At 61.1% G+C, this 22,124-nt stretch carries 24 protein-coding genes and 1 pseudogene; 18 read left to right on the top strand and 7 right to left on the bottom strand.

Annotated features, from left to right (window positions below; all coding sequences use genetic code 11):
- Positions 1-23 precede the first annotated feature (23 nt).
- Positions 24-1,640 (top strand): citramalate synthase, encoded by a 1,617-nt coding sequence (gene cimA / locus ASE04_RS27590; RefSeq protein ID WP_056825471.1) that lies wholly within the window; start codon positions 24-26, stop codon positions 1,638-1,640.
- A 3-nt stretch (positions 1,641-1,643) separates the two neighbouring features.
- On the opposite strand, the gene ASE04_RS27585 is transcribed toward cimA, so the two are convergent.
- A complete protein-coding gene (locus ASE04_RS27585; protein WP_338012505.1) occupies positions 1,644-2,528 on the bottom strand; it encodes a protein-L-isoaspartate O-methyltransferase family protein in 885 nt (294 codons plus the stop codon).
- A gap of 87 nt (positions 2,529-2,615) precedes the next feature.
- On the opposite strand from ASE04_RS27585, the gene rarD reads away from it, so the two are divergent.
- Positions 2,616-3,530, top strand: coding sequence for an EamA family transporter RarD (rarD, locus tag ASE04_RS27580; protein ID WP_056825469.1), 915 nt, complete (start codon positions 2,616-2,618; stop codon positions 3,528-3,530).
- 3 nt (positions 3,531-3,533) lie between these two features.
- Here rarD and ASE04_RS27575 read toward each other — a convergent pair whose 3' ends face one another.
- Complete coding sequence (locus ASE04_RS27575) at positions 3,534-4,160, bottom strand: TIGR00730 family Rossman fold protein (RefSeq protein ID WP_082597503.1); 627 nt, start codon at positions 4,158-4,160, stop codon at positions 3,534-3,536.
- A gap of 155 nt (positions 4,161-4,315) precedes the next feature.
- Here ASE04_RS27575 and ASE04_RS27570 point away from each other — a divergent pair, with 155 nt between their 5' ends.
- The 5 genes and pseudogenes from ASE04_RS27570 (at position 4,316) to ASE04_RS31325 (ending at position 10,404) form a co-directional block, all read left to right on the top strand.
- Complete coding sequence (locus tag ASE04_RS27570; protein ID WP_056825466.1) at positions 4,316-6,349, top strand: LysM peptidoglycan-binding domain-containing protein; 2,034 nt, start codon at positions 4,316-4,318, stop codon at positions 6,347-6,349.
- Between the two features lie 191 nt (positions 6,350-6,540).
- Entirely contained in the window at positions 6,541-8,418 is a 1,878-nt protein-coding gene (locus ASE04_RS27565) for an ABCB family ABC transporter ATP-binding protein/permease (RefSeq protein WP_056825464.1), read from the top strand.
- 123 nt (positions 8,419-8,541) lie between these two features.
- A pseudogene (locus ASE04_RS27560) lies at positions 8,542-9,246 on the top strand (phosphatidylserine decarboxylase); the annotation flags it as partial.
- Positions 9,247-9,264: 18 nt separating this feature from the next.
- Positions 9,265-10,113, top strand: coding sequence for a CDP-diacylglycerol--serine O-phosphatidyltransferase (gene pssA, locus ASE04_RS27555; protein ID WP_056825459.1), 849 nt, complete (start codon positions 9,265-9,267; stop codon positions 10,111-10,113).
- Positions 10,114-10,263: 150 nt separating this feature from the next.
- A complete protein-coding gene (locus ASE04_RS31325; RefSeq protein ID WP_194273753.1) occupies positions 10,264-10,404 on the top strand; it encodes a hypothetical protein in 141 nt (46 codons plus the stop codon).
- On the opposite strand, the gene ASE04_RS27550 is transcribed toward ASE04_RS31325, so the two are convergent.
- Genes ASE04_RS27550 through ASE04_RS27540 form a run of 3 tightly spaced genes read right to left on the bottom strand, consistent with a single transcriptional unit; the run spans position 10,405 to position 12,192 of the window.
- Positions 10,405-11,028 carry a LysE/ArgO family amino acid transporter gene (locus ASE04_RS27550; RefSeq protein WP_056825457.1) on the bottom strand — a complete coding sequence of 208 codons (624 nt, stop codon included), beginning with the start codon at positions 11,026-11,028 and terminating at the stop codon, positions 10,405-10,407.
- Positions 11,029-11,067: 39 nt separating this feature from the next.
- Entirely contained in the window at positions 11,068-11,829 is a 762-nt protein-coding gene (locus ASE04_RS27545; RefSeq protein ID WP_056825455.1) for an SOS response-associated peptidase, read from the bottom strand.
- A gap of 42 nt (positions 11,830-11,871) precedes the next feature.
- The gene (locus tag ASE04_RS27540; protein WP_056825453.1) at positions 11,872-12,192 is read right to left on the bottom strand and encodes a YnfA family protein; all 321 of its coding nucleotides are present in this window, start codon (positions 12,190-12,192) and stop codon (positions 11,872-11,874) included.
- Between the two features lie 85 nt (positions 12,193-12,277).
- On the opposite strand from ASE04_RS27540, the gene ASE04_RS27535 reads away from it, so the two are divergent.
- From ASE04_RS27535 to ASE04_RS27500, 8 genes are all read left to right on the top strand, one after another.
- The gene (locus ASE04_RS27535) at positions 12,278-12,700 is read left to right on the top strand and encodes an NUDIX hydrolase (protein ID WP_056825451.1); all 423 of its coding nucleotides are present in this window, start codon (positions 12,278-12,280) and stop codon (positions 12,698-12,700) included.
- Positions 12,701-12,761: 61 nt separating this feature from the next.
- Positions 12,762-13,190 carry a TIGR02301 family protein gene (locus ASE04_RS27530; RefSeq protein WP_056825449.1) on the top strand — a complete coding sequence of 143 codons (429 nt, stop codon included), beginning with the start codon at positions 12,762-12,764 and terminating at the stop codon, positions 13,188-13,190.
- A gap of 100 nt (positions 13,191-13,290) precedes the next feature.
- Positions 13,291-13,548, top strand: a complete 258-nt coding sequence (locus tag ASE04_RS27525; protein ID WP_056825448.1) for a hypothetical protein — start codon at positions 13,291-13,293, stop codon at positions 13,546-13,548.
- Positions 13,549-13,564: 16 nt separating this feature from the next.
- On the top strand, positions 13,565-14,305 hold the full coding sequence (locus ASE04_RS27520) for a hypothetical protein (RefSeq protein WP_056825446.1): 741 nt from the start codon (positions 13,565-13,567) through the stop codon (positions 14,303-14,305).
- Positions 14,306-14,366: 61 nt separating this feature from the next.
- Positions 14,367-15,203 (top strand): CAF17-like 4Fe-4S cluster assembly/insertion protein YgfZ, encoded by an 837-nt coding sequence (gene ygfZ, locus ASE04_RS27515; protein WP_056825443.1) that lies wholly within the window; start codon positions 14,367-14,369, stop codon positions 15,201-15,203.
- A gap of 29 nt (positions 15,204-15,232) precedes the next feature.
- Positions 15,233-15,802, top strand: coding sequence for a YfbR-like 5'-deoxynucleotidase (locus ASE04_RS27510; protein WP_156408906.1), 570 nt, complete (start codon positions 15,233-15,235; stop codon positions 15,800-15,802).
- Entirely contained in the window at positions 15,799-16,329 is a 531-nt protein-coding gene (locus tag ASE04_RS27505; protein WP_056825439.1) for a tyrosine phosphatase family protein, read from the top strand. The genes ASE04_RS27510 and ASE04_RS27505 overlap by 4 nt, the downstream gene beginning before the upstream one ends.
- A gap of 67 nt (positions 16,330-16,396) precedes the next feature.
- The gene (locus ASE04_RS27500; protein ID WP_056825844.1) at positions 16,397-17,206 is read left to right on the top strand and encodes a mechanosensitive ion channel family protein; all 810 of its coding nucleotides are present in this window, start codon (positions 16,397-16,399) and stop codon (positions 17,204-17,206) included.
- A gap of 25 nt (positions 17,207-17,231) precedes the next feature.
- On the opposite strand, the gene ASE04_RS27495 is transcribed toward ASE04_RS27500, so the two are convergent.
- Positions 17,232-17,750 carry a superoxide dismutase family protein gene (locus tag ASE04_RS27495; RefSeq protein WP_056825437.1) on the bottom strand — a complete coding sequence of 173 codons (519 nt, stop codon included), beginning with the start codon at positions 17,748-17,750 and terminating at the stop codon, positions 17,232-17,234.
- A gap of 120 nt (positions 17,751-17,870) precedes the next feature.
- The gene (locus ASE04_RS27490) at positions 17,871-18,185 is read right to left on the bottom strand and encodes a hypothetical protein (protein ID WP_056825434.1); all 315 of its coding nucleotides are present in this window, start codon (positions 18,183-18,185) and stop codon (positions 17,871-17,873) included.
- Between the two features lie 456 nt (positions 18,186-18,641).
- Between ASE04_RS27490 and ASE04_RS27485 the strand changes: the two genes are divergently transcribed.
- The 3 genes from ASE04_RS27485 (at position 18,642) to ASE04_RS27475 (ending at position 22,103) form a co-directional block, all read left to right on the top strand.
- Entirely contained in the window at positions 18,642-20,519 is a 1,878-nt protein-coding gene (locus tag ASE04_RS27485) for a putative bifunctional diguanylate cyclase/phosphodiesterase (RefSeq protein ID WP_056825432.1), read from the top strand.
- 69 nt (positions 20,520-20,588) lie between these two features.
- On the top strand, positions 20,589-21,233 hold the full coding sequence (locus ASE04_RS27480) for an HD domain-containing protein (protein ID WP_056825430.1): 645 nt from the start codon (positions 20,589-20,591) through the stop codon (positions 21,231-21,233).
- Between the two features lie 9 nt (positions 21,234-21,242).
- Positions 21,243-22,103, top strand: coding sequence for an MOSC domain-containing protein (locus ASE04_RS27475; protein ID WP_056825428.1), 861 nt, complete (start codon positions 21,243-21,245; stop codon positions 22,101-22,103).
- The last annotated feature ends 21 nt before the right edge of the window (positions 22,104-22,124 follow it).

Below are 22,124 nucleotides of genomic sequence, written 5' to 3'. Positions count from 1 at the left end.
ACAAGGCCGACAGGACGACCATCATGACACGCGAAAAGATCTACCTCTTCGACACGACGCTCCGCGACGGGCAGCAGACGCCCGGCATCGACTTCTCCGTCGAGGACAAGATTGCGATCGCGAGCATGCTCGACGAGTTCGGCCTTGATTACGTCGAGGGCGGTTATCCCGGCGCCAATCCTACCGATACGGCGTTTTTCAGCGAGAAGCGCACCGCGCAGGCCAAGTTCGTCGCCTTCGGCATGACGAAGCGGGCCGGTGTTTCGGCTTCGAACGATCCGGGCCTGGCGAGCTTGCTGCAGGCCGAGAGCGACGCCATCTGTTTTGTCGCCAAGAGCTGGGACTACCACGTGAAGGTCGCGCTCGGCTGCACCAACGAGGAAAATCTCGAAAGCATTGCCGAGAGCGTCATGGCCGCGGTCGCCGCCGGCAAGGAAGCCATGGTCGATTGCGAGCATTTCTTCGACGGCTACAAGGCAAATCCCGCCTATGCCATTGCCTGCGCCAAGACTGCCTATGACTCCGGTGCCCGCTGGGTCGTGCTTTGCGACACTAACGGCGGCACGCAGCCGCCGGAAATCCGGTCGACCATCGAGGCGCTGATTTCCGAAGGCGTTCCCGGCCACTGTCTTGGCATCCACGCGCATAACGACACCGGCCAGGCGGTTGCCAATTCGCTGGCGGCCGTGGAGGCCGGCGTGCGCCAGATTCAGGGCACGCTGAACGGCATCGGCGAGCGTTGCGGCAATGCGAACCTCGTGACGCTGATCCCGACGCTGGCGCTCAAGGAGACCTATTCGTCGCGGTTTGAAACCGCAATCGATACGGACCGCCTGCTGAACCTCACGCGGCTCTCGCATGCATTCGACGAACTCTTGAACCGCTCGCCGGATCACCAGATGCCGTATGTCGGTGCGTCCGCATTCGCGACCAAGGCCGGCATCCATGCTTCCGCGCTTTTGAAGGATCCACGCACCTACGAGCACGTGACGCCTGAAAGTGTCGGCAATTTCCGCAAGGTCATGGTGTCGGACCAGGGCGGCAAGGCAAACTTCATCAACGCGCTGAAGCGGCGCGGCATCGAGGTCGGCAAGGACGATCCGAAGCTCGACCGGCTGATCGCGCTGGTCAAGGAGCGCGAGGCCTCCGGCTATGCCTACGAAGGTGCCGATGCCAGCTTCGAGTTGCTTGCGCGTAGGACCCTCGGCACGATCCCAGAGTTCTTCTCCGTCGAAGGCTTCCGCGTCATGGTCGAGCGTCGCTTCGATTCCCACGGCCGGGTGAAAATCGTCTCCGAAGCGGTCGTGAAGATCATCATCGACGGACTGACAGTCATGTCGGTCGCGGAGGGCGATGGTCCGGTCAACGCGCTCGACCTTGCACTGCGCAAGGACTTCGGCAAATACCAGCACGAAATAGACGATCTTGTGCTTGCGGACTTCAAGGTGCGTATCCTCAACGGCGGCACCGAGGCCATCACTCGCGTTCTCATCGAATCCACCGATAGCGACGGCGTTCGCTGGTGGACGGTCGGCGTGTCCGAAAACATCATCGACGCTTCGTTCCAAGCGCTGATGGATTCTGTCATCTACAAGCTGATGAAGAACCGACAACTCGCCGGCAAGATAGCCGCCGAATAGACTTCAGGCATCGAAGACGAGGCCCCAGTCGGCCTCGGAATACCACTCCCTGCCCTGTCGCTCGGTTTTCCAGCGCAGGGCACGGACCTTGTCCGCCCCACCCGTATGGAAGGCCGCCTCGAGGCGCCTGTAGCCATCGAACCCGCCCTTTACCGCCTCGCCCCAGACAAAGGAGACAGGGCCAAGATATTCGGCCGCGTAAGCGTGATCTTCGTGGCGGAACAGGAAGAAGCCGGCCAGCGAGGCAAGGCCCGTCGGCCCGGCTGCATCGACATCCGGAACACCAAGCGGCAGGATCAACTGACCGCCGATTGTCAGCCGCTCCACCCAGGGCTCGGCTGGGCGATGGATGGCAAAGCTCACATAGACGGCATCCGCCGGCTCTCGCGGCCATCCGGATCCATCATCATGGACGACGTGAACATTGTGATACTCGCGGAGGTTTTCTTCCGCACGCGCCGCCAGTTCGCCATCGAATTCGATGGCAATGACATGCCCCTCCTCGCCGACGAGCAGGGACATGATCGCCGTGTAGTAGCCGCTGCCGGCTCCGACATGACAGACCGTCTTTCCGTGGCGAAGCGCCAGCTTGTGGATTCCGCGTGCATGTAGGCTCGGGCTGCCATTGTTGATGCGCCTCTCATGCTGGAGCGCAAAGAGGGCGTCCTGATAGACCAAAGACGGATCTTCCGACGTATCGACGTAACCGCCCCAAGCGGCCATTTTCCAGGGCGGCGGCCCCAGAAATCGTTCACGCGGCACCGTCGCATATGCTTGCAAGAGCGCTTCGTCGTCTTGCACGCCCTCCTTTGAGAGCATGCGGTAGGCAAACTCCTTGCGGCAGTTGGCAAGTGCCTCCTGGTTCATGGTCGTCACCGTCGCGATCATCAGGCATCCATTCACCGAAATGAATTGGCCTATTCACGTCCGTTAGGTTAAGCGGATCCATAACAAGAACAAATATGGAAACACTCGATGTCCGCCAATGCAAGCGCTCCTGTTATCAAGAACGAAGACAGTCCGCGTGGCTTTGCCTTTGCGCTGACGGCCTATCTTCTGTGGGGTTTCCTGCCGATCTACATGAAGGCCGTCGCGCACATCTCGCCGGCTGAAGTCATTGCCCACCGCATCATCTGGTCCGTGCCGCTGGCCGGGCTGGTGCTGGTGGTCCTCGGTCGCACGAGCGATATCGGCACCGCCTTGCGCTCGCCGCGGATGCTTGCCATGGCGGCGCTGACAGCAACCCTGATCACCATCAACTGGGGAACCTATGTCTGGGCAATCGGCGCCGGCCACGCACTCGATGCGGCGCTCGGCTACTTCATCAATCCGCTGTTCAGCATCTTCCTTGGTGCCGTGGTCCTGAAGGAAAAGCTGCTGCCGGTTCAGATCGCGGCCATTGCGCTCGCAGGTCTCGCCGTGGTCGTACTCGCCGTCGACAGCGGCGGCATTCCGTGGGTGTCGCTGACGCTGACGATTTCCTGGGGTCTCTACGCGCTGTTTCGCAAGACGCTGCCCCTCGGGCCAAACCAGGGCTTCTTTCTCGAGGTGCTGATCCTCAGCATCCCCGCCGTCTTCTACATTCTCTATCTCGAACTCGGCAGCGGCGAAGGACACTTCTATCGCACCGGCTGGTCCGACACGGCCCTGCTGCTCGGCTGCGGCCTCATCACCGCTGTCCCACTGATGATCTATGCCAACGGCGCCAAGCTGCTGCGGCTGTCGACCATCGGCATCATGCAGTACATCGCGCCGACGATGATCTTCCTGATCGCGATCTTCTTGTTCCACGAGCCTCTCGGCACGGCACGCATGATCGCCTTCCCGCTGATCTGGGCAGGTCTCGTCCTCTACAGCTGGGCAATGCTCCGGGGGAGCCGGGGACGCTAGAGTTTACATCTTCGAGATGACGGCATCCTCGCCGTCGCGGTCGGTCGAGGCGATTTCGGCCGCCTGCGCCATGATGCCGGGGATGATTTCCGAGATGTCGTCAATGACGAGCGGCTGGACGCGGTGAGCGGTGTGGACGAAGCCCTCGTCCGTCATGTGCCGCATCAGCTCCATCATCGGGTCCCAGAAGCCACCGACGTTGGCAAACACCATCGGCTTCTCGTGACGGCCGAGCTGTGCCCAGGTCATGATCTCGACGATCTCCTCGAGCGTGCCGATGCCGCCCGGCAGCGCCACGAACGCATCGGAGCGCTCGAACATGGCGTGTTTGCGCGCATGCATGTCCGGCGTTACAATCAACTCGTTGAGCTGGCCGAGGGAATGGCGCGTTGCCTCCATGTCGATCAGGAACTCGGGGATGATTCCGGTTACCTGACCACCATTCGAAAGCACGCCACTCGCCACCGCCCCCATGATGCCTTTGGTGCCTCCACCATAGATGAGGCGAAGGCCATATTCGGCGATTTCCTTACCCAGCGCACGGCCCGCCGCCATGTGGCGAGGATCGCTGCCCGGTCGCGAGCCGCAGTAAACACAAATGGAGCGAATGGGATGAGATTGATCTGTCATACAGGCAAACAACTATTCTCTCTGCCTTCAGTCAAGAAAAATGACGGAAAAACGACGTCCTACATTTGCCTGGCTACTTTGACTGCTTGTGCAAAGCAGCGGGAATCGCTAGCAATTTTAGGAAGTCCGGCAAGATTGCCGCCTGGGGAGACGTAATGATGAGAAACCGTGCCGGCTTGCTGGCCCTCGCAGTGCTAGCAATCGCAATTCTATTGATGGTCTTTGTCGTCATGCCCCGCATCGGCGGAGACGCGGCAAAGGTTGGCGATGCAATCAATCAGGCAACCTCCGAAGTTAAGAACACGGTTGCCGACGCCGCAAAGACATCTCGTCCCGCGGCTGACGATGCTGCCACCACCAAAGCGCTTAGCGGTTTGACATCAGGCGCCGCCCAGGCACTGACAGAACTTAAGGCACTCTTTGCAGACGGCAAGGGGCCGACGCAGGAGGTTTTTGCCGGCGTCAAGACGAAGGCCCTGACCTCCCTGCAGACGCTTGCCGATTTCGGTATTCCCGAGGGTACGAACCCGGTGACCGCCGCAGCGGTTCAAAAGGCCAAGGATGGCGCTGGCAAGGCGCTGGCGATCATTCAGGCCCTGCCCGAAAACATTCCCGATGCCCTCGCCGAGATCGCGAAGGCTGAAGCTGCACTCAGCGGCGCTCCGGAACCGACCGCCCAGACGAATGGCCAGACTGCCACACCGGCAACACCGGCCGCGCCTGACGCCACCGCGAATGCCGGCCCCAAGGCGCCCACTTTCGACGTGCTGCGCGTCGAGCCCGACGGCTCGACCGTGATCGCCGGATCGGCCGAACCGAACAGCAAGCTCGAAGTGCTGGATGGCGACAAGGTCGTCACCACCACAGACGTCGGCCCGAGCGGCGACTTCGCGGCAGTGCTCGACAATCCGCTGTCGGCCGGCGACCATCAGTTGCTGCTGAAGGCAACCGGCAAGGATGGCAAGAGCACGATATCGGAAGAAGTCGCAACGGTGTCCGTCCCCAAGGACGGCAACGGCGCCGAACTGCTTGCCATGGTGTCCAAGCCGGGAACGGCAAGCCGTATCATCGCGGCTCCGACCGCTTCGGCCAACGCAGGTGCGGCAGCTCCTTCCGCCACCGGCAATGCAGCCGCCAATGATAACGCCCAGACACAGCAGGCCTCCGCCTCGCCGGCCACACAGCCCGCGACCGCACCTGATGCCGGTAAGCCGGCGGCAACCGGTGCCGCGTCTGACGTGATGGTCAACGCCGTCGAGATCGAAGGCGACAAGATCTTCGTGGCTGGCACAGCAAAGCCCTCCTCCACCGTCGTTGCCTATGCCGACGACAAGCTGATCGGCAAATCCCTGGCAGGCCAGGACGGACACTTCGTCATTGACGGCGTGATGCCGCTGGCGGTCGGAGATCACAAGATTCGTGTCGATGTCCTGGACGCAAGCGGCAAGGTTGCCGTGCGCGCCTCCGTCAACTTCAACCGGCCGGCAGGCAACCAGGTGACGGTTGCCGCCCAGAGCGGCGCCGGATCGGCTGCGTCCACACCTGTCATGGTTCCCCTTGACGAAGGTGCGCTTGGCAAGCTGAAGAACGACGTTGCCAAGGCATTCGGTCTGCTGAGCAATCTGTTTGCCGACGGCAAGCTGCCGGGCGCCGAACAGCTTGCGGCCGCGCGCTCCGCGAATGAAATCGCATTGCGCTCGATCATCGATTTCAGGGCTGCGGCTGATGCGACGGCGGATTTCAAGGAACGCGCGACCAGCGCGTCCATCGACGCCACCGGGGCGCTCAAGTTCCTGCAGTCGCTGCCGATCGACGCGCAATCCGTCGGTGCATCGCTGACGAAGCTCGGCGAGATGGTGGCCAAGCTGTCCGTACCGGCCGAGACCCCTGCTGCGCCAGCCGCAACGAACGAGGTCGCCAGCAGCGAGAACCAGCCGGCAACGATCGAACAGGCCCCGCTTCAGCAGAGCAAGGACACGATCATCATTCGCCGTGGCGATACGCTGTGGCAGATCTCCCGCCGCGTCTACGGTCTCGGCGTGCGCTATACGACGATCTACGTCGCCAACGAGGACAAGATCAACAATCCGGACAGAATTCTGCCGGGCCAGATCTTCGGCCTTCCGAAAGACGTGCTTCCGAATGCCGAGGAACTGCATCGCAAGCGCCTTTCCGGAGAGCACCTCTAGGAACAAACACGGCGGCCGGGCAATATGATGCCCGGCCGCTCTTCCCTTGCAACATCGCCATGTTGTATTGGTCCCCCCGGCACCCTACTTGGCGGTGACGGCGATGATGTTCGGCAGGCGTTCGAAAGCGCGCTGTCTCCGCAATTTCCCGTATCGCGACACGGTCAGCCCCCTGCGGGCCGGAGACATGCATGGCAAACGGCAAGACAGTTTCAGATTCCAATCTGCTGCAGACCCTATTCAACCTATGGCCATACATGTGGCCATCCGGCCGTCCCGATCTGAAAATGCGGGTGGTATGGGCAACCGTCTATCTGCTTATCTCCAAGTTCGTCCTGCTCCTCGTCCCCTATTTCTTCAAATGGTCGACCGACGCCCTGAACGGCAAGGTCGATCTAGCCGGCAAGGTGCCGGCCCTGCTGACCGGCGCCGTCGCGCTCGTCATTGCCTATAATCTGACGCGCCTCCTACAACTCGCACTGAACCAGCTTCGCGACGCCCTGTTTGCGAGCGTCGGACAGCACGCCGTTCGCCAGCTCGCCTACAAGACATTCGTGCATATGCACGAGCTGTCGCTGCGCTTTCACCTGGAGCGCAAGACGGGTGGCCTGTCGCGTATCATCGAGCGCGGCACGAAAGGCATCGAGACGATCGTGCGCTTCACGATTCTGAACTCCGTCCCGACGCTGATCGAATTCCTGCTGACGGCGGTGATCTTCTGGTGGGGCTACGGCTTCTCATATCTGGCCGTGACCGCCTTCACGGTCTGGGCATACATCTGGTTCACGATCCGCGCGAGCGACTGGCGCATCGCGATCCGCAAGACGATGAACGACAGCGACACCGACGCCAACACCAAGGCGATCGACTCGCTGCTCAATTTCGAAACGGTGAAGTACTTCGGCAACGAAGAGATGGAAGCCAAGCGTTTCGACCGCTCGATGGAACGCTACGAAAAGGCGGCCACGGATGTCTGGACGTCGCTCGGATGGCTGAACTTCGGTCAGGGCGTGATCTTCGGCCTCGGCACGACCGCCATGCTTATCCTGTCGGCGCTTGCCGTTCAGCGCGGCGAACAGACCGTCGGCGACTTCGTCTTCGTCAACTCGATGCTGCTGCAGCTTTCGGTGCCGCTGAACTTCATCGGCTTCGTCTATCGCGAAATCCGCCAGGGGCTTACCGACATCGAACAGATGTTCGATCTCCTGCAGGTCAAGGCCGAGGTCACGGATGCGCCGAACGCTGTTGAGCTCGACATCGCTCGTGGCGCGATCTCGTTCAAGGACGTGCACTTCGCCTACGATGCCGCCCGCCCGATCCTGAAAGGGATTTCCTTCGAGGTGCCAGCCGGAAAGACGGTGGCCGTTGTCGGACCGTCCGGCGCCGGCAAGTCGACATTGTCGCGCCTGCTCTACCGTTTCTACGACATACAGAGCGGCTCTATCAGCGTCGATGGCCAGGACATCCGCAACGTGACGCAGAAGAGCCTGCGCGCCGTGATCGGCATGGTTCCGCAGGACACGGTGCTCTTCAACGATACCGTCGCCTACAACATCCGCTACGGGAAGCCGGCTGCAAGCGATACCGAGGTCAAGACGGCCGCCGAAATCGCGCAGATCGCCCATTTCATCGACCTGCTGCCCGAAGGGTTCGACACGAAGGTCGGCGAGCGCGGGCTGAAGCTCTCCGGTGGTGAAAAGCAGCGCGTGGCGATCGCAAGAACCGTCCTGAAGGCACCGCCGATCCTCATCCTCGACGAAGCGACATCGGCGCTCGACACCACGACCGAACGGGAAATTCAGGCGGCTCTCGATGTCGTTTCCCAAGACCGGACGACACTGGTGATCGCCCACCGTCTTTCAACCGTCATCGGTGCGGACGAGATCATCGTCCTGAAAGCGGGCGAGATCGCCGAGCGCGGTACCCATGCAGCACTTCTTCAAAAGAACGGCCTCTATGCCTCGATGTGGAACCGCCAGCGGGAAGCAACGCAGGCCGAGGAGCATCTGAAGCAGGTGCGGGAAAGCGACGACCTCGGCATCGTCAACAGACTGGCCCCCGCCACCTGAAGCGGGGCCAGGCGGCCTCTTTGCTGTTCAGAACCTCTCTCGGGGACTGCAGCCGGTCGCCCAAAGCATTGCCCCCGCAATGGTTTCCCTGTAACCAGCGATGATCGAAACGCTAGGAGAGCGGCATACATGAGCTTGTTCAATACGGTTCGCAACACGATCGTTCCGGTGCACAAGGAAGGCTATCCCTTCATCGCTGCCTTCTTCGTCGCATCGCTGATCCTCGGCTGGCTCTTCAAGCCGCTGTTCTGGATCGGCCTTATCCTGACGCTGTGGTGCGCTTATTTCTTCCGTGATCCGGAGAGAATGACGCCGCAGGACGACGATCTCGTGATTTCGCCAGCCGACGGCAAGGTATCGTCGGTGCAGATCGTTGTTCCGCCCGCGGAGCTCAATCTCAGCACCGAACCGATGCTGCGGATTTCCGTCTTCATGAACGTCTTCAACTGCCACGTAAACCGTGCCCCGATGCGCGGCCGCATCCTCAGCGTCAACTATCGCTCCGGCAGCTTCGTCAATGCCGAACTCGACAAGGCGAGCGAAGACAACGAGCGTAACGGCCTCGTCATCGAGACGGCACACGGTAATATCGGCGTCGTACAAATTGCCGGCCTCGTTGCCCGCCGCATCCTTTGCTGGACGAACACAAACGAACCATTGGACGCCGGCGAGCGTTTCGGCTTGATCCGCTTCGGTTCGCGCCTCGACGTGTTCCTGCCAGCCGGCGCGGCGCCGCGGGTAACGGTTGGCCAGACCGCGATTGCTGGCGAGACGGTGCTTGCGGAGTTCGGCACGACCAAAGGTCCGGTCGTCAGCCGTCGCAGCTAGAGAACATCGGAGTGCGACATGGAAACGCCGTTCCCGCCATTCGAACCCAACGGTCCGCCTGACGATTCCGCACGCGGCCCGCGGCTTCGTGAAATACCGCTGCGGCTGGTCGTTCCCAACCTGATCACCATTCTGGCGATTTGCGCGGGCCTCACCGGCATTCGCCTTGCCTTCGAGAATCGCTACGAACTGGCCGTTGGCATGGTTCTGTTGGCGGCATTTCTCGACGGCATCGATGGACGCGTCGCCCGACTGATGAAGGCGACGTCGAAGTTCGGCGCGCAGATGGATTCGCTCGCCGACATCGTCAACTTCGGCGTGGCGCCAGCGCTCGTCGTCTACGTCTTCGCGCTCGACCAGGCCCGGTCGATCGGTTGGATCGCGGCGCTGATCTATGCGATCGCGGCCGGACTTCGCCTTGCCAGGTTCAACGTCATGTCCGAGCGGGAAAACAAGGCGACGTGGCAATCGGAATATTTCGTCGGCGTCCCGGCCCCTGCTGGTGCGATGCTTGTCCTGCTGCCTGTCTACCTCGGCTTCCTGGGGATCACGATCGACAAGACCTTCGGCTTCATTTCCGCAGCCTATACGGTGCTGATCGCCTTCCTGCTCATCAGTCGCCTGCCGGTATGGTCCGGCAAGTCGGAAGGAAGCAAGCTGCGGCGCGATCTCGTGCTGCCGATGATGCTCGGCGTCGTCTTCTATGTCGCCCTACTTTCCAGCTTCACCTGGGAGATCATGGTCGTCACAGCCGTCTTCTACCTCCTGACCCTGCCCTTCGGCGCCCGCAAGTGGAAGCGCAAATACGGCACGCTCACCATCGAGGAACCCGGCGTCGGCGAGGATGATATCGGCCGCCACATCTGACTTTTCCACGTGCAGGAACGCCTGGCTCAAGGCTCGCGAATTATGGTTTACGGATATAAATCCTGATAAGCCTCGCCTCTATTTTGTCGTTATTACAGGCAAAAGAGCAATAAATATAAGAGTCTAGGGACAGCACGTAAGGAGAGTATTGTGACCCCGAAGAAGACAAGCGTGGAACAGCCAGCAAAGACCGATCTCAGCGCGAACTACCGCCCGCTCGGCCTCAAGGCCGTTCTGGCAGCCGCCCTGATGCTGAAGAGCAAGCCGGCTCTCGTCAAGAAAATCGCCTGATCAGGCCGGGCTGACGAGGCGAGCGCCAAGGCTCAGAGCCAACAGGCCCATCACGACGCCGATCACGACGTCAAGAACCCGCCAGGCGGCGGGTTTGGCAAAGACAGGCTGCAACAGCCGCGCGCCATACCCCAATCCAAAAAACCAGACAAACGATGCGGTCCCCGCACCGATCCCGTAAGCCAATCGGTCGGTCCCTTCATAGGCGGCCGAAAGACTGCCGAGCAGCACCACGGTATCCAGATAGACGTGCGGGTTCAGGAAGGTGAAGGCGAGACATGCGGCAACGGCCGCCTGCAATCCGAGCGCCTGCGGCGCTCCCGTCTGCATTGCTCCCGGATGGAGCGCGCGCCGGAAGGCCATCACCGCATAGGTTCCCAGGAACAGCATGCCGCCAAGGCTGACCGCCGTGATCAGCTCGGGTGATCGGGAGACGAGCGTGCCCAGCCCGCCGACCCCGGCCGCGATCAGGACAGCGTCTGATGACGCGCAGATCAGGCAGAGGATGAAGACGTTGGAGCGGAGCAGGCCCTGCCGCAGAATGAATGCATTCTGCGCGCCGATGGCAATGATAAGCGAAGCACCGAGAAAGAAGCCGGATAGCGCGGCCGAAATCGAGAACATGTGAACTTCCGGATAAAATAGAGGCTGGGAAATAGCGGACTAAAAGAGGCTGAGCTGGCCATCGTCCGGCTTCGGCTTGTCCGCCGGCGGCGGCCTCTCGATGATAGCGCGATCCAGCAGGTCGGCGCCCATGTTGGCAACCTTGTTGACCTTGTCGGATACCGGGATCGCTTCGAAGAAATCGTCTTCGACCGGCTGCATCAGGTCCGCGACCTCACGCGGTTCCTGCGTCTTGCAATCCAGCCAGCGAGAAAAGTCTTCCGGCCGGATGACGACCGGCATGCGGTCATGAATGGGCGATATCGCAGCGTTTGCCGCGGTCGTCAGGATAGCGCCCGTATCGACTTCCGAACCATCGGCTGACGACCATGTCTCCATCAGTCCGGCGAAGGCGACGACGCCGCCATGCCGCGGCCGTATCCAATACGGCTGCGCTTTTTCCTGGCTGTTTTTCGTCGGCCGATGCCACTCGTAGAAACCGGAGGCAGGCACGAGCACGCGCCGGTGGCGCATGGCCGCGCGAAACGACGCCTTGCCGATCGCCGTTTCGGAGCGCGCATTGATCAGCAGCGGAAACGACTTCGGATCCTTGACCCAGCCCGGTGTGAAACCCCAGCGCACCAGCAGCGCCCGGCGATCGGGAAGATTGCGTCCCTTTTCGCCAGGACCATCGGACACCACGACAAGGATCGGCTGCGTCGGAGCGATGTTGTAGCGCGCCGGGAAGTCATCCAAACCCATGATCCCGAGGATTTCCTCAAGTTCTTCAGGGGATATCGTCAGCGCGTATCGTCCACACATACCGTTGTCTTGGCACCCTGCTCCGGGCGGGTCAAGACCGGGCTATCCGCGTGGCGCGAACAAAATCAGCGCGGTTCCGAGCAGGCACGCAAGAGCGCCACCGATGTCCCAACGATCAGGCACCCGCTGCTCGACCAGCCAGAGCCATAGCAGCGATGCGATGATGTAGATGCCACCATAGGCAGCGAAGGTCCGCCCGGCCGCCTCGCTCGGTATCAGCGTCAGCAGCCAGGCAAACAGTGCCAGTGATGCAAGCCCCGGCACCGTCCACCACAGGGGCTTTCCCATCCGGAGCCAGGCCCAGAAGGCGAAGCATCCGGCTATCTCGAAAAAGGCGGCGGCTGCGTAGATAATATAGGTCAAACAGGCTTCCCCGAATCGTTGTCTCGACTATCCGACGGGACGGCCGCGTATCCAAGCGCCGACAAGCAACAAGGCAGTATTCCATATGGCATCCTCCTCCCCCACCGCGGCTTCCTCCGGCATTCTGCAGCGGGGCGACCGCTTTTTGCTGGTACTGCGGCGCAATCCTCCTTCGGCTGACATGTATGCCTTTCCCGGAGGCAGGGCCGAAGCCGGTGAGACGCCTGACCAAACGGCATTGCGCGAGTTCGAAGAGGAAACCGGCATCCGCGCCTCCAACCCGCGCCTATTCTCAACCTATGACCTGAAGACACATGCGGTGGATGGCAGCGTCGCAAGCCATTTCCTGCTTTCGGTCTTCCGCGTCGAGGCTGATATCGACGCCGTGGCAATCGCCGCCGACGATGCGGCGGACCTCGGATGGTACACGCTGGAAGAGATTCGCCGGCTGCCGACGCCGCAAAGCGTTCTTGAATGCGCGGAGCGCGTTGCTGTGGACAAAGAATAAGCAGGTGGAAATCCTGGGCAACGCCTTGTTGCGGCCATCGCGAAGGTATCAACTAAACTCCATGATTCCCGTTCGACGCGTCTTGTTGTCTGCTGTGTTATGCGCCGGCGTTGCGATCCCTGTATTTGCGGCAGCGCAAGGACAGACGACGCCCGCGCCGCCGGTAGTAGAGGCGAAACCCGTTACGGCGCCATACGACGACAAGCTTGCGAGACTGGCCGAGGTGCTTGGATCGGTGCATTACCTGAGAACGCTGTGCAAAGCCCAGAACGGCGACGAGTGGCGAGCAGGAATGCAGCAACTGCTTGATTCCGAAGCGAAAGACGAGCCGCCTCGAAAAGAGAAGCTGACGGCTGCCTTCAATCGCGGCTATCGCGCATTTGCCTCCGTTTATACCGATTGCACCCCCGCAGCGATCATGGCAGAAGAGCGCTACCGTAACGAAGGTGCAACACTTGCCACAGAAATTACCTCGCGGTTTGGAAATTAGTGTTTAATTAACCTCTTTTCATTCGCGCACGTGTCGTTTTGGGAAAAGGCTGATAAAGTTATTAACTAGGCAGTAAGGCATGCAGTCTGAGGAAAAAAGAATGGAACCGAGCCTCAATGACATCGACGACATGATCGTCCACGAAAAGATGCAGGCGGCCCTGGAATACCATAACGAAGCCTGGGCCGATGGCATGGCGGACGGTATCGAGCCTGAGATCATCGCCGACACGGCAATTATCCATGCACTTCGCGAAACGATCCGTCTCCACGGGGAAAACAGCGCGGAGGCCTTGCTTGAATCGCTGCGTGAACGCATGCTGGCGGGTGAGTTCTCTCCGAACCGCACCCTGCAATAACAGCACAGAGAGTTTCATGCGTACCGATCAGGATCTTGCCTCGCGGCCCGTTTTCGTGCCGCTTCTAGTTGCATTCACCGTCGGTGTGGCCAGTTTGATGTCCGCTTCAGCAGCATCAGCCCTCTCGGAACTGCAAAAGACTCCCGGCCTGACGGATAATGCCTCTCCCGGCAATGACAAGCCCACAGCACCTCCCGCCGCTTCGGGTGTGCCGGCACCAGGCCCGATCATCAACAAGCCTGCCGGACAGGGCTCGGACACCACTCCCGGCGCGCAAGACAGCTCCAAGCCCGTCGACGTGCTTTACGATGTAAGCAAGGTTCCCGAGCCGGTACGGCACATGCGCGAACAGATCGTCGAGGCAGCTGCCTCCGGTGATCTGGAACGCCTGCGACCGCTGCTTGGAACCGGCGCCAGCCAGACCCAGGTTACCGTCGGCGAACCGACGGACGATCCGATTGCGGCGCTCAAGGACCTATCGGGCGATCCAGATGGCGACGAAATCCTGGCGATCATCCTCGACATCGTTTCCACGGGCTTCGTCCATGTCGGGCAAGGAACGTCCGAGGACATGTATGTCTGGCCGTACTTTGCCGAGAAAGACTTGAAAACGCTGACACCGCCGGAGCGCGTCGAACTGCTGCGCATCGTGACGGCAGGCGATCTTGCGGACATGCAGGAGTTCGGCGGCTATAACTTCTATCGCATCGGCATCACCGCCGACGGAAAGTGGAAGTTCTTTACCGCCGGCGACTGACGCTTGCGATCAATCCTCCGAAGACATATTTCTGGGCGACAGCAACGCTACAGGTGCCTTTATGCCAACCGTTTTCCTGAAAGACCGCGCGTTGATCCGCGTCAGCGGTGCCGACGCCGAGCCGTTCCTGCAGAACCTCATCACGACCGACATCGTTTCGCTTGCCGTCGACGAAGCGCGTCCCGGAGCGCTGCTGACGCCGCAAGGCAAGATCCTTTTCGACTTCATGATCATGCGCGAGGACGCGGGTTTCCTGATCGAGACGGACGAAAGCCAGCGCGACGCCCTGTCGAAGCGTCTGAGCATGTACAAGCTCCGAGCCGCGGTCGATATCGCAGCCGCCGGCGAAGGGATTTCCGTCATCTGGGATCAGCCGGTCGAGGGAGGCTGGAAGGACAGCCGTTTCTTGAAAGCCGGCATTGCATTGACGCGCAAGCCTGGCAACGCGGGAAACGACGATCCGATCCTCTACAACAGCTTGCGGGCCGCAAACGGCGTTGTCGTCGCCGGTCAGGACTATCCCCTGCAGGATGCTTTTCCGCATGACGTGCTGATGGACCTCAACGGCGGCCTTTCGTTCAAGAAGGGCTGCTATGTCGGCCAGGAAGTCGTCTCGCGCATGCAGCACCGCGGCACCGCGCGCCGTCGTGTCGTGACCGTTACGGCCGACGGCGCCCTCCCCGCGCCCGGCAGCGAACTGACAGCCGCCGGCAAGCCGGTCGGGACGCTAGGTTCGGTCTCCGGCCGAATCGGGCTTGCCATTGTCCGGATCGACCGGGCGGGAGAAGCCATGGCGGCCGGCACGCCGATCCTCGCCGGCGAGACGCCGGTTACGCTCGCACTGCCCGCCTGGTCCGGCCTTACCTTCCCTGCCAGCGCTGACGAGGCAAGCGCTTGACCCCCAAGGTGCCGCGCGCATGGCAGCGCATGCTTTCGGGCCGCCGGCTCGATCTTCTGGATCCGTCACCATTGGATGTGGAGCTCAGCGACATCGCACATGGCCTCGCGCGTGTGGCCCGCTGGAACGGCCAGACATCGGGCGATCATGCCTTCTCGGTCGCCCAGCACAGCCTTGTTGTCGAAGACATCTTCCGCCGCCAGAACGAGGCGACAGCTGACGAGTGCCTGATGGCACTGCTTCACGACGCGCCCGAATACGTCATCGGCGACATGATCTCTCCGTTCAAATCGGTCGTCGGCGGCGGCTACAAGAGTGTGGAAAAACGCCTGGAAGCGGCCATTCACCTCCGCTTTGGGCTCCCGCCTCACGCTTCGCGCGAGTTGAAGGACAGGATCAAGAAGGCGGATACCGTGGCAGCTTATTTCGAAGCGTCGCAGCTGGCCGGCTTTACCGTAGTCGAGGCCCAGAAGTTCTTCGGCCAGCCGCGCGGCATCACCAAGGAAATGCTACAGTTGGCACCTCTTCCGGCCGTCGAAGCACAGGTCCGTTTCTGCGAGCGGTTTGCCGCCCTCGACGCCGGGCGGAGTCCATCATGACAAGGATCGTAGTTGCTCCGCTCTCGCGCATCGCCGAAATGGCTGTCCGCCATGGCGCCCGCGAGATGATCAGCCTGATGGCGAAAGAGCAGTTGTTTCACCGGCCTGCCGTCATCAAGGCGGAGCGACATCTGCTGCTGAACATGAACGACATTGCCTTCAAGGGCACCGGTGGGCTTGTCGCGCCGGACGAGACGCATGTTCGGGAGATCATCGACTTCGCAGCGAGCTGGGACCAATCGGCGCCTCTCCTCATCCATTGCTGGATGGGCGTTTCGCGCTCTCCCGCGGCAGCCCTCGTGGCGGCGCTGGCACTCGAACCGGATCAAAGCGAGGAAGACCTCGCACGGCGACTGCGCCAGGCGTCGCCCTTTGCCAGCCCGAACCTCAGGATCGTGCAAATCGGCGACCGGCTACTTGAACGAAAGGGCCGGCTGGTCGAGGCCGTGCGCGCGATCGGCAGAGGTGCGGATGCCGATGGCAATGCGCCATTCGTCTTGCCGCTGCAGGTTGCCGCCGCCTCTTGATCGGTTGACGCCATCGGCAGGCTGCCCCATGTAGCCGGGTCTATCGACAATGACGACCGGCGAGATCATGGAACAACAGGCAACCGACGTAATTCTGGCGACACGTACCGCTCTCAATCAGGCAAGCGCGCTTGCGGTGGAATATTCATTCTCCATCCTCGGCGCGATCATCCTGCTCGTTCTCGGCTGGTTGATGGCAAACTTCATCAGCCGCTGGGCGTTCGAGGGAATCTCTCGCGTTCGCGGGATCGACGAGACGCTGGCGCGCTTCTTTGCCAACGTGTTGCACTATGGCCTGCTCATTCTGGTGTTCATTACGGTGCTCGGCCAGTTCGGCGTCCAGACGGCATCGATCATCGCCGCACTCGGCGCCGCCGGCCTGGCGATCGGCCTTGCGCTACAGGGAACGCTGCAGAATATCGCGGCCGGCATCATGCTTCTGATCCTGCGCCCGTTCCGGGTCGGGGAATATATCTCGACCAGCAATGTCGCCGGCACCGTCCGGGAAATCGGGCTGTTTGCGACCGAGCTGCGGACCGCCGATGGGCTTTACCTTCTGGCTCCAAACTCGATCCTGTGGAACACGCCGATCACCAACTACAGCCGCGAAGCCACCCGCAAGGGCGAACTGACGGTGAATGTGGGAAATGGCGAGCAGATCACTCTCGCCATGGATGCGCTTACCGATCTTGCCAAGTCCGACAAGCGAGTACAATCCAACCCCAAGCCAACGGTGTTCGTCGAAACAGTTGCCGCCGACAAGACGACAATCACCATGCGCTACTGGACGAAGACCGTCGAATGGGACGAAACGCGCCGCGACCTGCTCGGCCGGATGAAATCGACCTTCGATCAGAAAGGGCTGCCAATCCTCTAAGCGCGCTTTTCAGGTAGCGGCGCCGCTACTTGATGACGCCGCATGCCAGCCGCTCGCCCGCATCGCCGGCCGGCTGGCTGCGGTAGTCGTCGGAATTGGCGTGGATCATCAACGCTCTGCCGCGAATGCCGGTCTTCTTGTCGTCAAGCGTGACCATGCTATCGAAAACCTGAGCACGCAGGATGCCGTCGGGACCGACATACTGGTTCGGCATGTCGCCAGCGTGCGGCCCCTTGGCCGCGAGCAGACCGTGCTCAGCATCGGTCGGGTTGAAGTGCTTGCCCGCCGATTCGTGATGCGATGCCGCGTCGCACTTGCCGGTTTCGTGGACATGGAAGGCCACCCATTTGTTGGCCGGAAGGCCCGTGACCTCCACTTCCATCAACACGCCACCGCCAGCCGCAGCCGTGAGCGTGGCACGGCCGTCCTCCTTGCCGTCCTTGCCGACGAAGTCCGCTGTCGCGGTCTGCTTGTCCTGTGCCATTGCAAGGGTAGCGACTGTCGCAAATCCAATCAGCGCGAGTGAGCGCACGATACTGCTCATGATATTCCCTCCTCATTGCTTGTCGAACACGAACGCACGTCGCCAAGGGCGGTTCCGCCGGCGCCAAAAACAAAAAGCCGACCAAAGGCCGGCTCATTGTACGCATTCTGCGGCAATACCCTAGGACGCGATGTCCAGGTCGTACTGACCATAGGTATTTTTGTAGAGATCGTCCGTATTCTTGGACGTATCCTGCGAGAAGAAATTCACGCCACCGCTCTCTCGCGCACGCATCATGAATGCGAGCACGCCGTCGGAAAGCTTCGGTGAGGCATCCTGCCCCTGTTCACCGTCGTTCAATTGGGTAAGAATACCGGGCTTATCATCAGCCGCCAGTTCGCCACGGCTCAGAACGCCGTCGCCATTCGTGTCGAGTCTCGAGAGCGTCGCCAGATAGGCATAGGACGTATCCGAAACAGATGAAACACTGTTCATACAAACCTCCGTTCACCGCCTTCGCCGATGATTGTCTGTACGCAATACCAATAGGGAAAATCACAACTAGAAGGGTCGATAAACTGATTTGCCCGACCCGTCAATAAGCTGTTAATGGTCCATTAACGATGATTGACAAAGTGTGACTTTATTCGCACCGCAAAACGGTCGCAGCACTTTCCCGGACCAAAATGTAGCGTTTTCCGTCCGATTTTGGCGCTATAAAATATAGCCAACGTTATATATTTTCCCGCACTGCAACCGAATATTAATTCGACCGGAGGATTGTAAGTACCGAGCTGTTCGCATGTATTCAATTTTTAATTGTGAAATCAATTGCCTTGGAAACTGCATCAATTTCTTCGCGCGCCATTCTCGCCGCACCCGGCTTACCTGCTCCGATGCAACAAGGCTTCATCAATCGGCGGTGCGTCGGTGACGCGAAGGTGAACAGGCATGGAAGCTGAAGCGCTCTTCCGCGAGCAGTGTGCCGAAGCCCTGGGACATCATCCTTCTACCGAGGGGCAGCGCCTCGTCGACCTCGTCGTCGACACCTGCAAGCAGTACGCCACCCGGCGGCGAGATGTAGAAAAGCGTGCCAGCGCCACCCAGGACGACAACGAACTGCTGCAAGGCGCCCTCTCCTCGGCGACAGAAGCACTCTCCGAGCAAAAGCGACTGCTTGAGATCGTCCTGAACCATCTTCCGCTCGGGCTCAGCGTTTTCGATACCGATCAAAAGCTCATCCTCTGCAACATCCGGTTTCAGCAGCTGTTCGGCTTCGACGAGAAGGACGTCGCGCCCGGCGCGACGATGCGCTCACTGATCGCCAGGATCGCCGGAACCGAGATGCCGGAAACACGGCAAACGACAGAGCCACGCGACATCTCGGACGGCGGACGGATCCGCCGGCGCGAATGGAGCTTGAACGACGGCCGGCTGATCCAGAGTGTCGTGACCGTCCTGCCCGACGGCAGCAATATTTCAATCCATGCCGATGTTACCGCCGATCGGAAAGCCGCGGAACGGATCGCCTTCCTGGCGCATCACGATCCGCTGACCGGCCTTCCGAATCGGCTGAGTTTTCGAGGGCGGGTCGAAGCAGCCCTCAGCGCACGCAAGGCGGATGAAGCGATCGCTCTCGTTCACCTCAATCTCGACCGCTTCAAGTCGGTCAACAACACCCTTGGCGTGGCAGCAGGCGACAAGATCCTGCGACAGGTGGCCGAACGGCTTCGGCTCACGGCTGGCGAAGGCAACATTCTCGCCCGTCTCGGCTCCGACGAATTTGCGATCCTTCAGTGCGGGCGGCAACAGCCCTGGAACGTCACCGCTCTCGCCGAGCAAATCCGGCGCGAACTTGCGGAGCCCTTCTTTCGCGGCGAGAAAGCTGTCGAGCTCAGCGTCTCCATGGGCATTGCCATCAGCCCGCAGGACGGCGTCGATACCGATGTACTTCTGAAGCATGCCGGTGTCGCGCTATCCCATGCCAAGACGGCGGGCCGACGCGGCGAGCGCTTCTTTACCAACGAGATGGAAGCGCAGCTGGAAGTGCGCCACACGCTCGAAGCCGACTTGCGCAAGGCAGTCGCGAATCACGAGTTCGAGCTCAACTATCAACCGCTTTTCGATATCGGCGCACAGCGCATCTGCGGCTTCGAGGCTTTGTTGCGCTGGAATCATCCGACCCGCGGGCGGGTTTCGCCGGTCGATTTCATCCCGCTTGCCGAGGAACTTGGGTTGATCGTCGATATCGGTCGATGGGTGCTCCTGCAGGCTTGCACGGATGCGGCGGGCTGGTCCGAGGACGTCAAGGTTGCGGTCAACGTGTCGGCGATCCAGTTCACCCACGGCAACCTTCCCGAGGACATAGCGACGGCCCTGACGACCTCAGGCCTCGCCCCGGAACGGCTCGAAATCGAAATTACCGAAAGCGTGTTGATGGAAAACCGTGAGGAAGCGCTGCCTATCCTGCACGCTTTGAAGCAACGCGGGCTTCGGATCGCCATGGACGACTTCGGCACCGGATACTCCTCACTCAGCTATCTGAGCAGCTTCCCCTTCGACAAGATCAAGATCGACAAGTCGTTCGTGACCGACATCGTCGAGAATCGCGAGGCCTTCGCGATCATTCGCGCCATCATTCTGCTTGGCGACGCGCTCGGCATGCGCGTCACCGTCGAAGGCGTCGAAACCGGCGAACAGCTGGCCCTGCTCGAGCAGGAGGCCTGCGACGAGATCCAAGGTTACCACATCAGCCCGCCGCGTCCTTTGGCGGAAGTGCCGAAGCTACTTTCCAGCGGCTGGGAAACGCGCGGCGCTAAGGCGAGTTGATCGGACGTCGTTGCAAGCCGGGACGCCCGCCGCTATGAGGATACCGACATCATCCTCACGGTTTTATTCATGTTCGCGGCCAAAGCCTTCTCCCCTTTCGAAAATTTAGCTTCGCAGCTCATTCCTCACGCCTATGAGGGCGACGACGGTTCGCACGACCTCGCGCATATCCTGCGGGTCTTCAAGAATGCGATGCGCATCCAGGCCAAGGAAGGCGGAGACGCGAGGATCCTCGCAGCCGCCGTGCTTCTGCACGATTGCGTCGCCGTCGAGAAGAACTCACCACTGCGCTCGAAGGCCTCAGCGCTTGCCGCTGAGAAGGCGGCCGGTGTTCTGGCCGACCTCGGCTGGTCGCCTGCCGATATTGCGGTCGTCGAACACGCGATCACCGCTCACAGCTTCTCGGCAAACATCGCGCCGGAGACGTTGGAGGCGCGGATCCTGCAGGATGCGGATCGACTCGATGCGATCGGCATGGTTGGCGCAGGCCGGTGCTTCTATATCGGGGGGCGGATGTCCTCCCTGCTCTACGACCCGCTCGACCCCTCCGGCGAAAATCGTCCGCTCGACGACCGACGCTACGTGATCGATCATTTCCAGACGAAGCTCTTCAAGCTCGTCGATGGTTTCAAGACCGAGAGCGGCAAAGCGCTTGCCGCCGAACGCGACGAGCGGCTGCGCGATTTTCTCGCGGCCTTCATGGACGAAATCTAGGAGTTCCCGATGCGCATCAGTGATCTCTTCGTATATCCGCTCAAGAGTGGCCGGGCGATTGCCTTGCAGACCACCGAGATCGGCGCCTTCGGATTGCCAGGCGATCGGCGTGCGATGATCACCGATCCGGCGGGCCACTGCATCACGCAGCGCGAACTGCCGACGCTTGCGCGTATCGAAGCGGTTCTCGATGGGGACGATCTCAAGCTCGCTTTATCCGACAACCAACCCATCCGGCCCAGCTTTTCGTCCGAGCGTCGGCTCGACGTCGAGATCTGGAAGACGGCCGTCAATGCCGCAGTCGCCGACGACGAGAGCAACCAGACTCTTTCGGAGTGGCTTGGTCGCGACGTGCGGCTGGTCTTCTTCGATGGCGATGCCAAGCGCACGGCAAGCGCGGAGTGGGCAGGAGACGGAACGCCTGTCACCTTCGCAGACGGCTATCAGATCCTCGTCACCACGACCGCGTCGCTGCAGGCCCTGAATGCCGACCTCGCCGCGCATGGCGAAGGCAGCGTCGGCATGGAACGCTTCCGACCAAACATCGTCATCGATAGCGACGAGGCATGGGCCGAGGACGGATGGACCGCGATCGAGATCGGCGGGATGCGGTTCGATCTCGTGAAGCCTTGCGCGCGTTGCATCATGACGACGCAGGATCAGCAGACCGGCTCCCGCGAGGTGCCCAACCCGATGCCCGCGATGGGCCGCATTCGCATGTCCGGCGACCGGCGCGTACCCGGCCCGCTGTTCGGCTGGAACGTTACGCCGCGCGGTACCGGTACGATTTCGGTCGGGGACGCCGTCTCCGTTCTCGAAGAGCGATCGGAAGCGTGGCCCATGAAGGTACGCGGCACAAAGGCACGGTAACCGCGCCGGGGCGCACTAAGA

It is taken from the genome of Rhizobium sp. Root708 (genome assembly GCF_001429725.1).
In the GTDB taxonomy this organism is placed as follows: domain Bacteria; phylum Pseudomonadota; class Alphaproteobacteria; order Rhizobiales; family Rhizobiaceae; genus Rhizobium.
This window is presented reverse-complemented; position numbering and strand designations above follow the sequence as displayed.

Bases quoted from the DNA above. Each gene is read 5' to 3' on its own strand.
- ASE04_RS27495 (WP_056825437.1), bottom strand. From the start codon at position 17,750: ATGAGCAGTATCGTGCGCTCACTCGCGCTGATTGGATTTGCGACAGTC.
- ASE04_RS27500 (WP_056825844.1), top strand. From the start codon at position 16,397: ATGGAACAACAGGCAACCGACGTAATTCTGGCGACACGTACCGCTCTC.
- rarD (WP_056825469.1), top strand. From the start codon at position 2,616: ATGTCCGCCAATGCAAGCGCTCCTGTTATCAAGAACGAAGACAGTCCG.
- ASE04_RS27530 (WP_056825449.1), top strand. From the start codon at position 12,762: ATGATTCCCGTTCGACGCGTCTTGTTGTCTGCTGTGTTATGCGCCGGC.
- ASE04_RS27485 (WP_056825432.1), top strand. From the start codon at position 18,642: ATGGAAGCTGAAGCGCTCTTCCGCGAGCAGTGTGCCGAAGCCCTGGGA.
- ASE04_RS27520 (WP_056825446.1), top strand. From the start codon at position 13,565: ATGCGTACCGATCAGGATCTTGCCTCGCGGCCCGTTTTCGTGCCGCTT.
- ASE04_RS27480 (WP_056825430.1), top strand. From the start codon at position 20,589: ATGTTCGCGGCCAAAGCCTTCTCCCCTTTCGAAAATTTAGCTTCGCAG.
- cimA (WP_056825471.1), top strand. From the start codon at position 24: ATGACACGCGAAAAGATCTACCTCTTCGACACGACGCTCCGCGACGGG.
- ASE04_RS27545 (WP_056825455.1), bottom strand. From the start codon at position 11,829: ATGTGTGGACGATACGCGCTGACGATATCCCCTGAAGAACTTGAGGAA.
- ASE04_RS27475 (WP_056825428.1), top strand. From the start codon at position 21,243: ATGCGCATCAGTGATCTCTTCGTATATCCGCTCAAGAGTGGCCGGGCG.
- ygfZ (WP_056825443.1), top strand. From the start codon at position 14,367: ATGCCAACCGTTTTCCTGAAAGACCGCGCGTTGATCCGCGTCAGCGGT.
- ASE04_RS27575 (WP_082597503.1), bottom strand. From the start codon at position 4,160: ATGACAGATCAATCTCATCCCATTCGCTCCATTTGTGTTTACTGCGGC.
- ASE04_RS27505 (WP_056825439.1), top strand. From the start codon at position 15,799: ATGACAAGGATCGTAGTTGCTCCGCTCTCGCGCATCGCCGAAATGGCT.
- ASE04_RS27525 (WP_056825448.1), top strand. From the start codon at position 13,291: ATGGAACCGAGCCTCAATGACATCGACGACATGATCGTCCACGAAAAG.
- ASE04_RS27585 (WP_338012505.1), bottom strand. From the start codon at position 2,528: ATGATCGCGACGGTGACGACCATGAACCAGGAGGCACTTGCCAACTGC.
- ASE04_RS27510 (WP_156408906.1), top strand. From the start codon at position 15,233: ATGCTTTCGGGCCGCCGGCTCGATCTTCTGGATCCGTCACCATTGGAT.
- ASE04_RS27570 (WP_056825466.1), top strand. From the start codon at position 4,316: ATGATGAGAAACCGTGCCGGCTTGCTGGCCCTCGCAGTGCTAGCAATC.
- ASE04_RS27550 (WP_056825457.1), bottom strand. From the start codon at position 11,028: ATGTTCTCGATTTCGGCCGCGCTATCCGGCTTCTTTCTCGGTGCTTCG.
- ASE04_RS27565 (WP_056825464.1), top strand. From the start codon at position 6,541: ATGGCAAACGGCAAGACAGTTTCAGATTCCAATCTGCTGCAGACCCTA.
- ASE04_RS27490 (WP_056825434.1), bottom strand. From the start codon at position 18,185: ATGAACAGTGTTTCATCTGTTTCGGATACGTCCTATGCCTATCTGGCG.
- pssA (WP_056825459.1), top strand. From the start codon at position 9,265: ATGGAAACGCCGTTCCCGCCATTCGAACCCAACGGTCCGCCTGACGAT.
- ASE04_RS27535 (WP_056825451.1), top strand. From the start codon at position 12,278: ATGGCATCCTCCTCCCCCACCGCGGCTTCCTCCGGCATTCTGCAGCGG.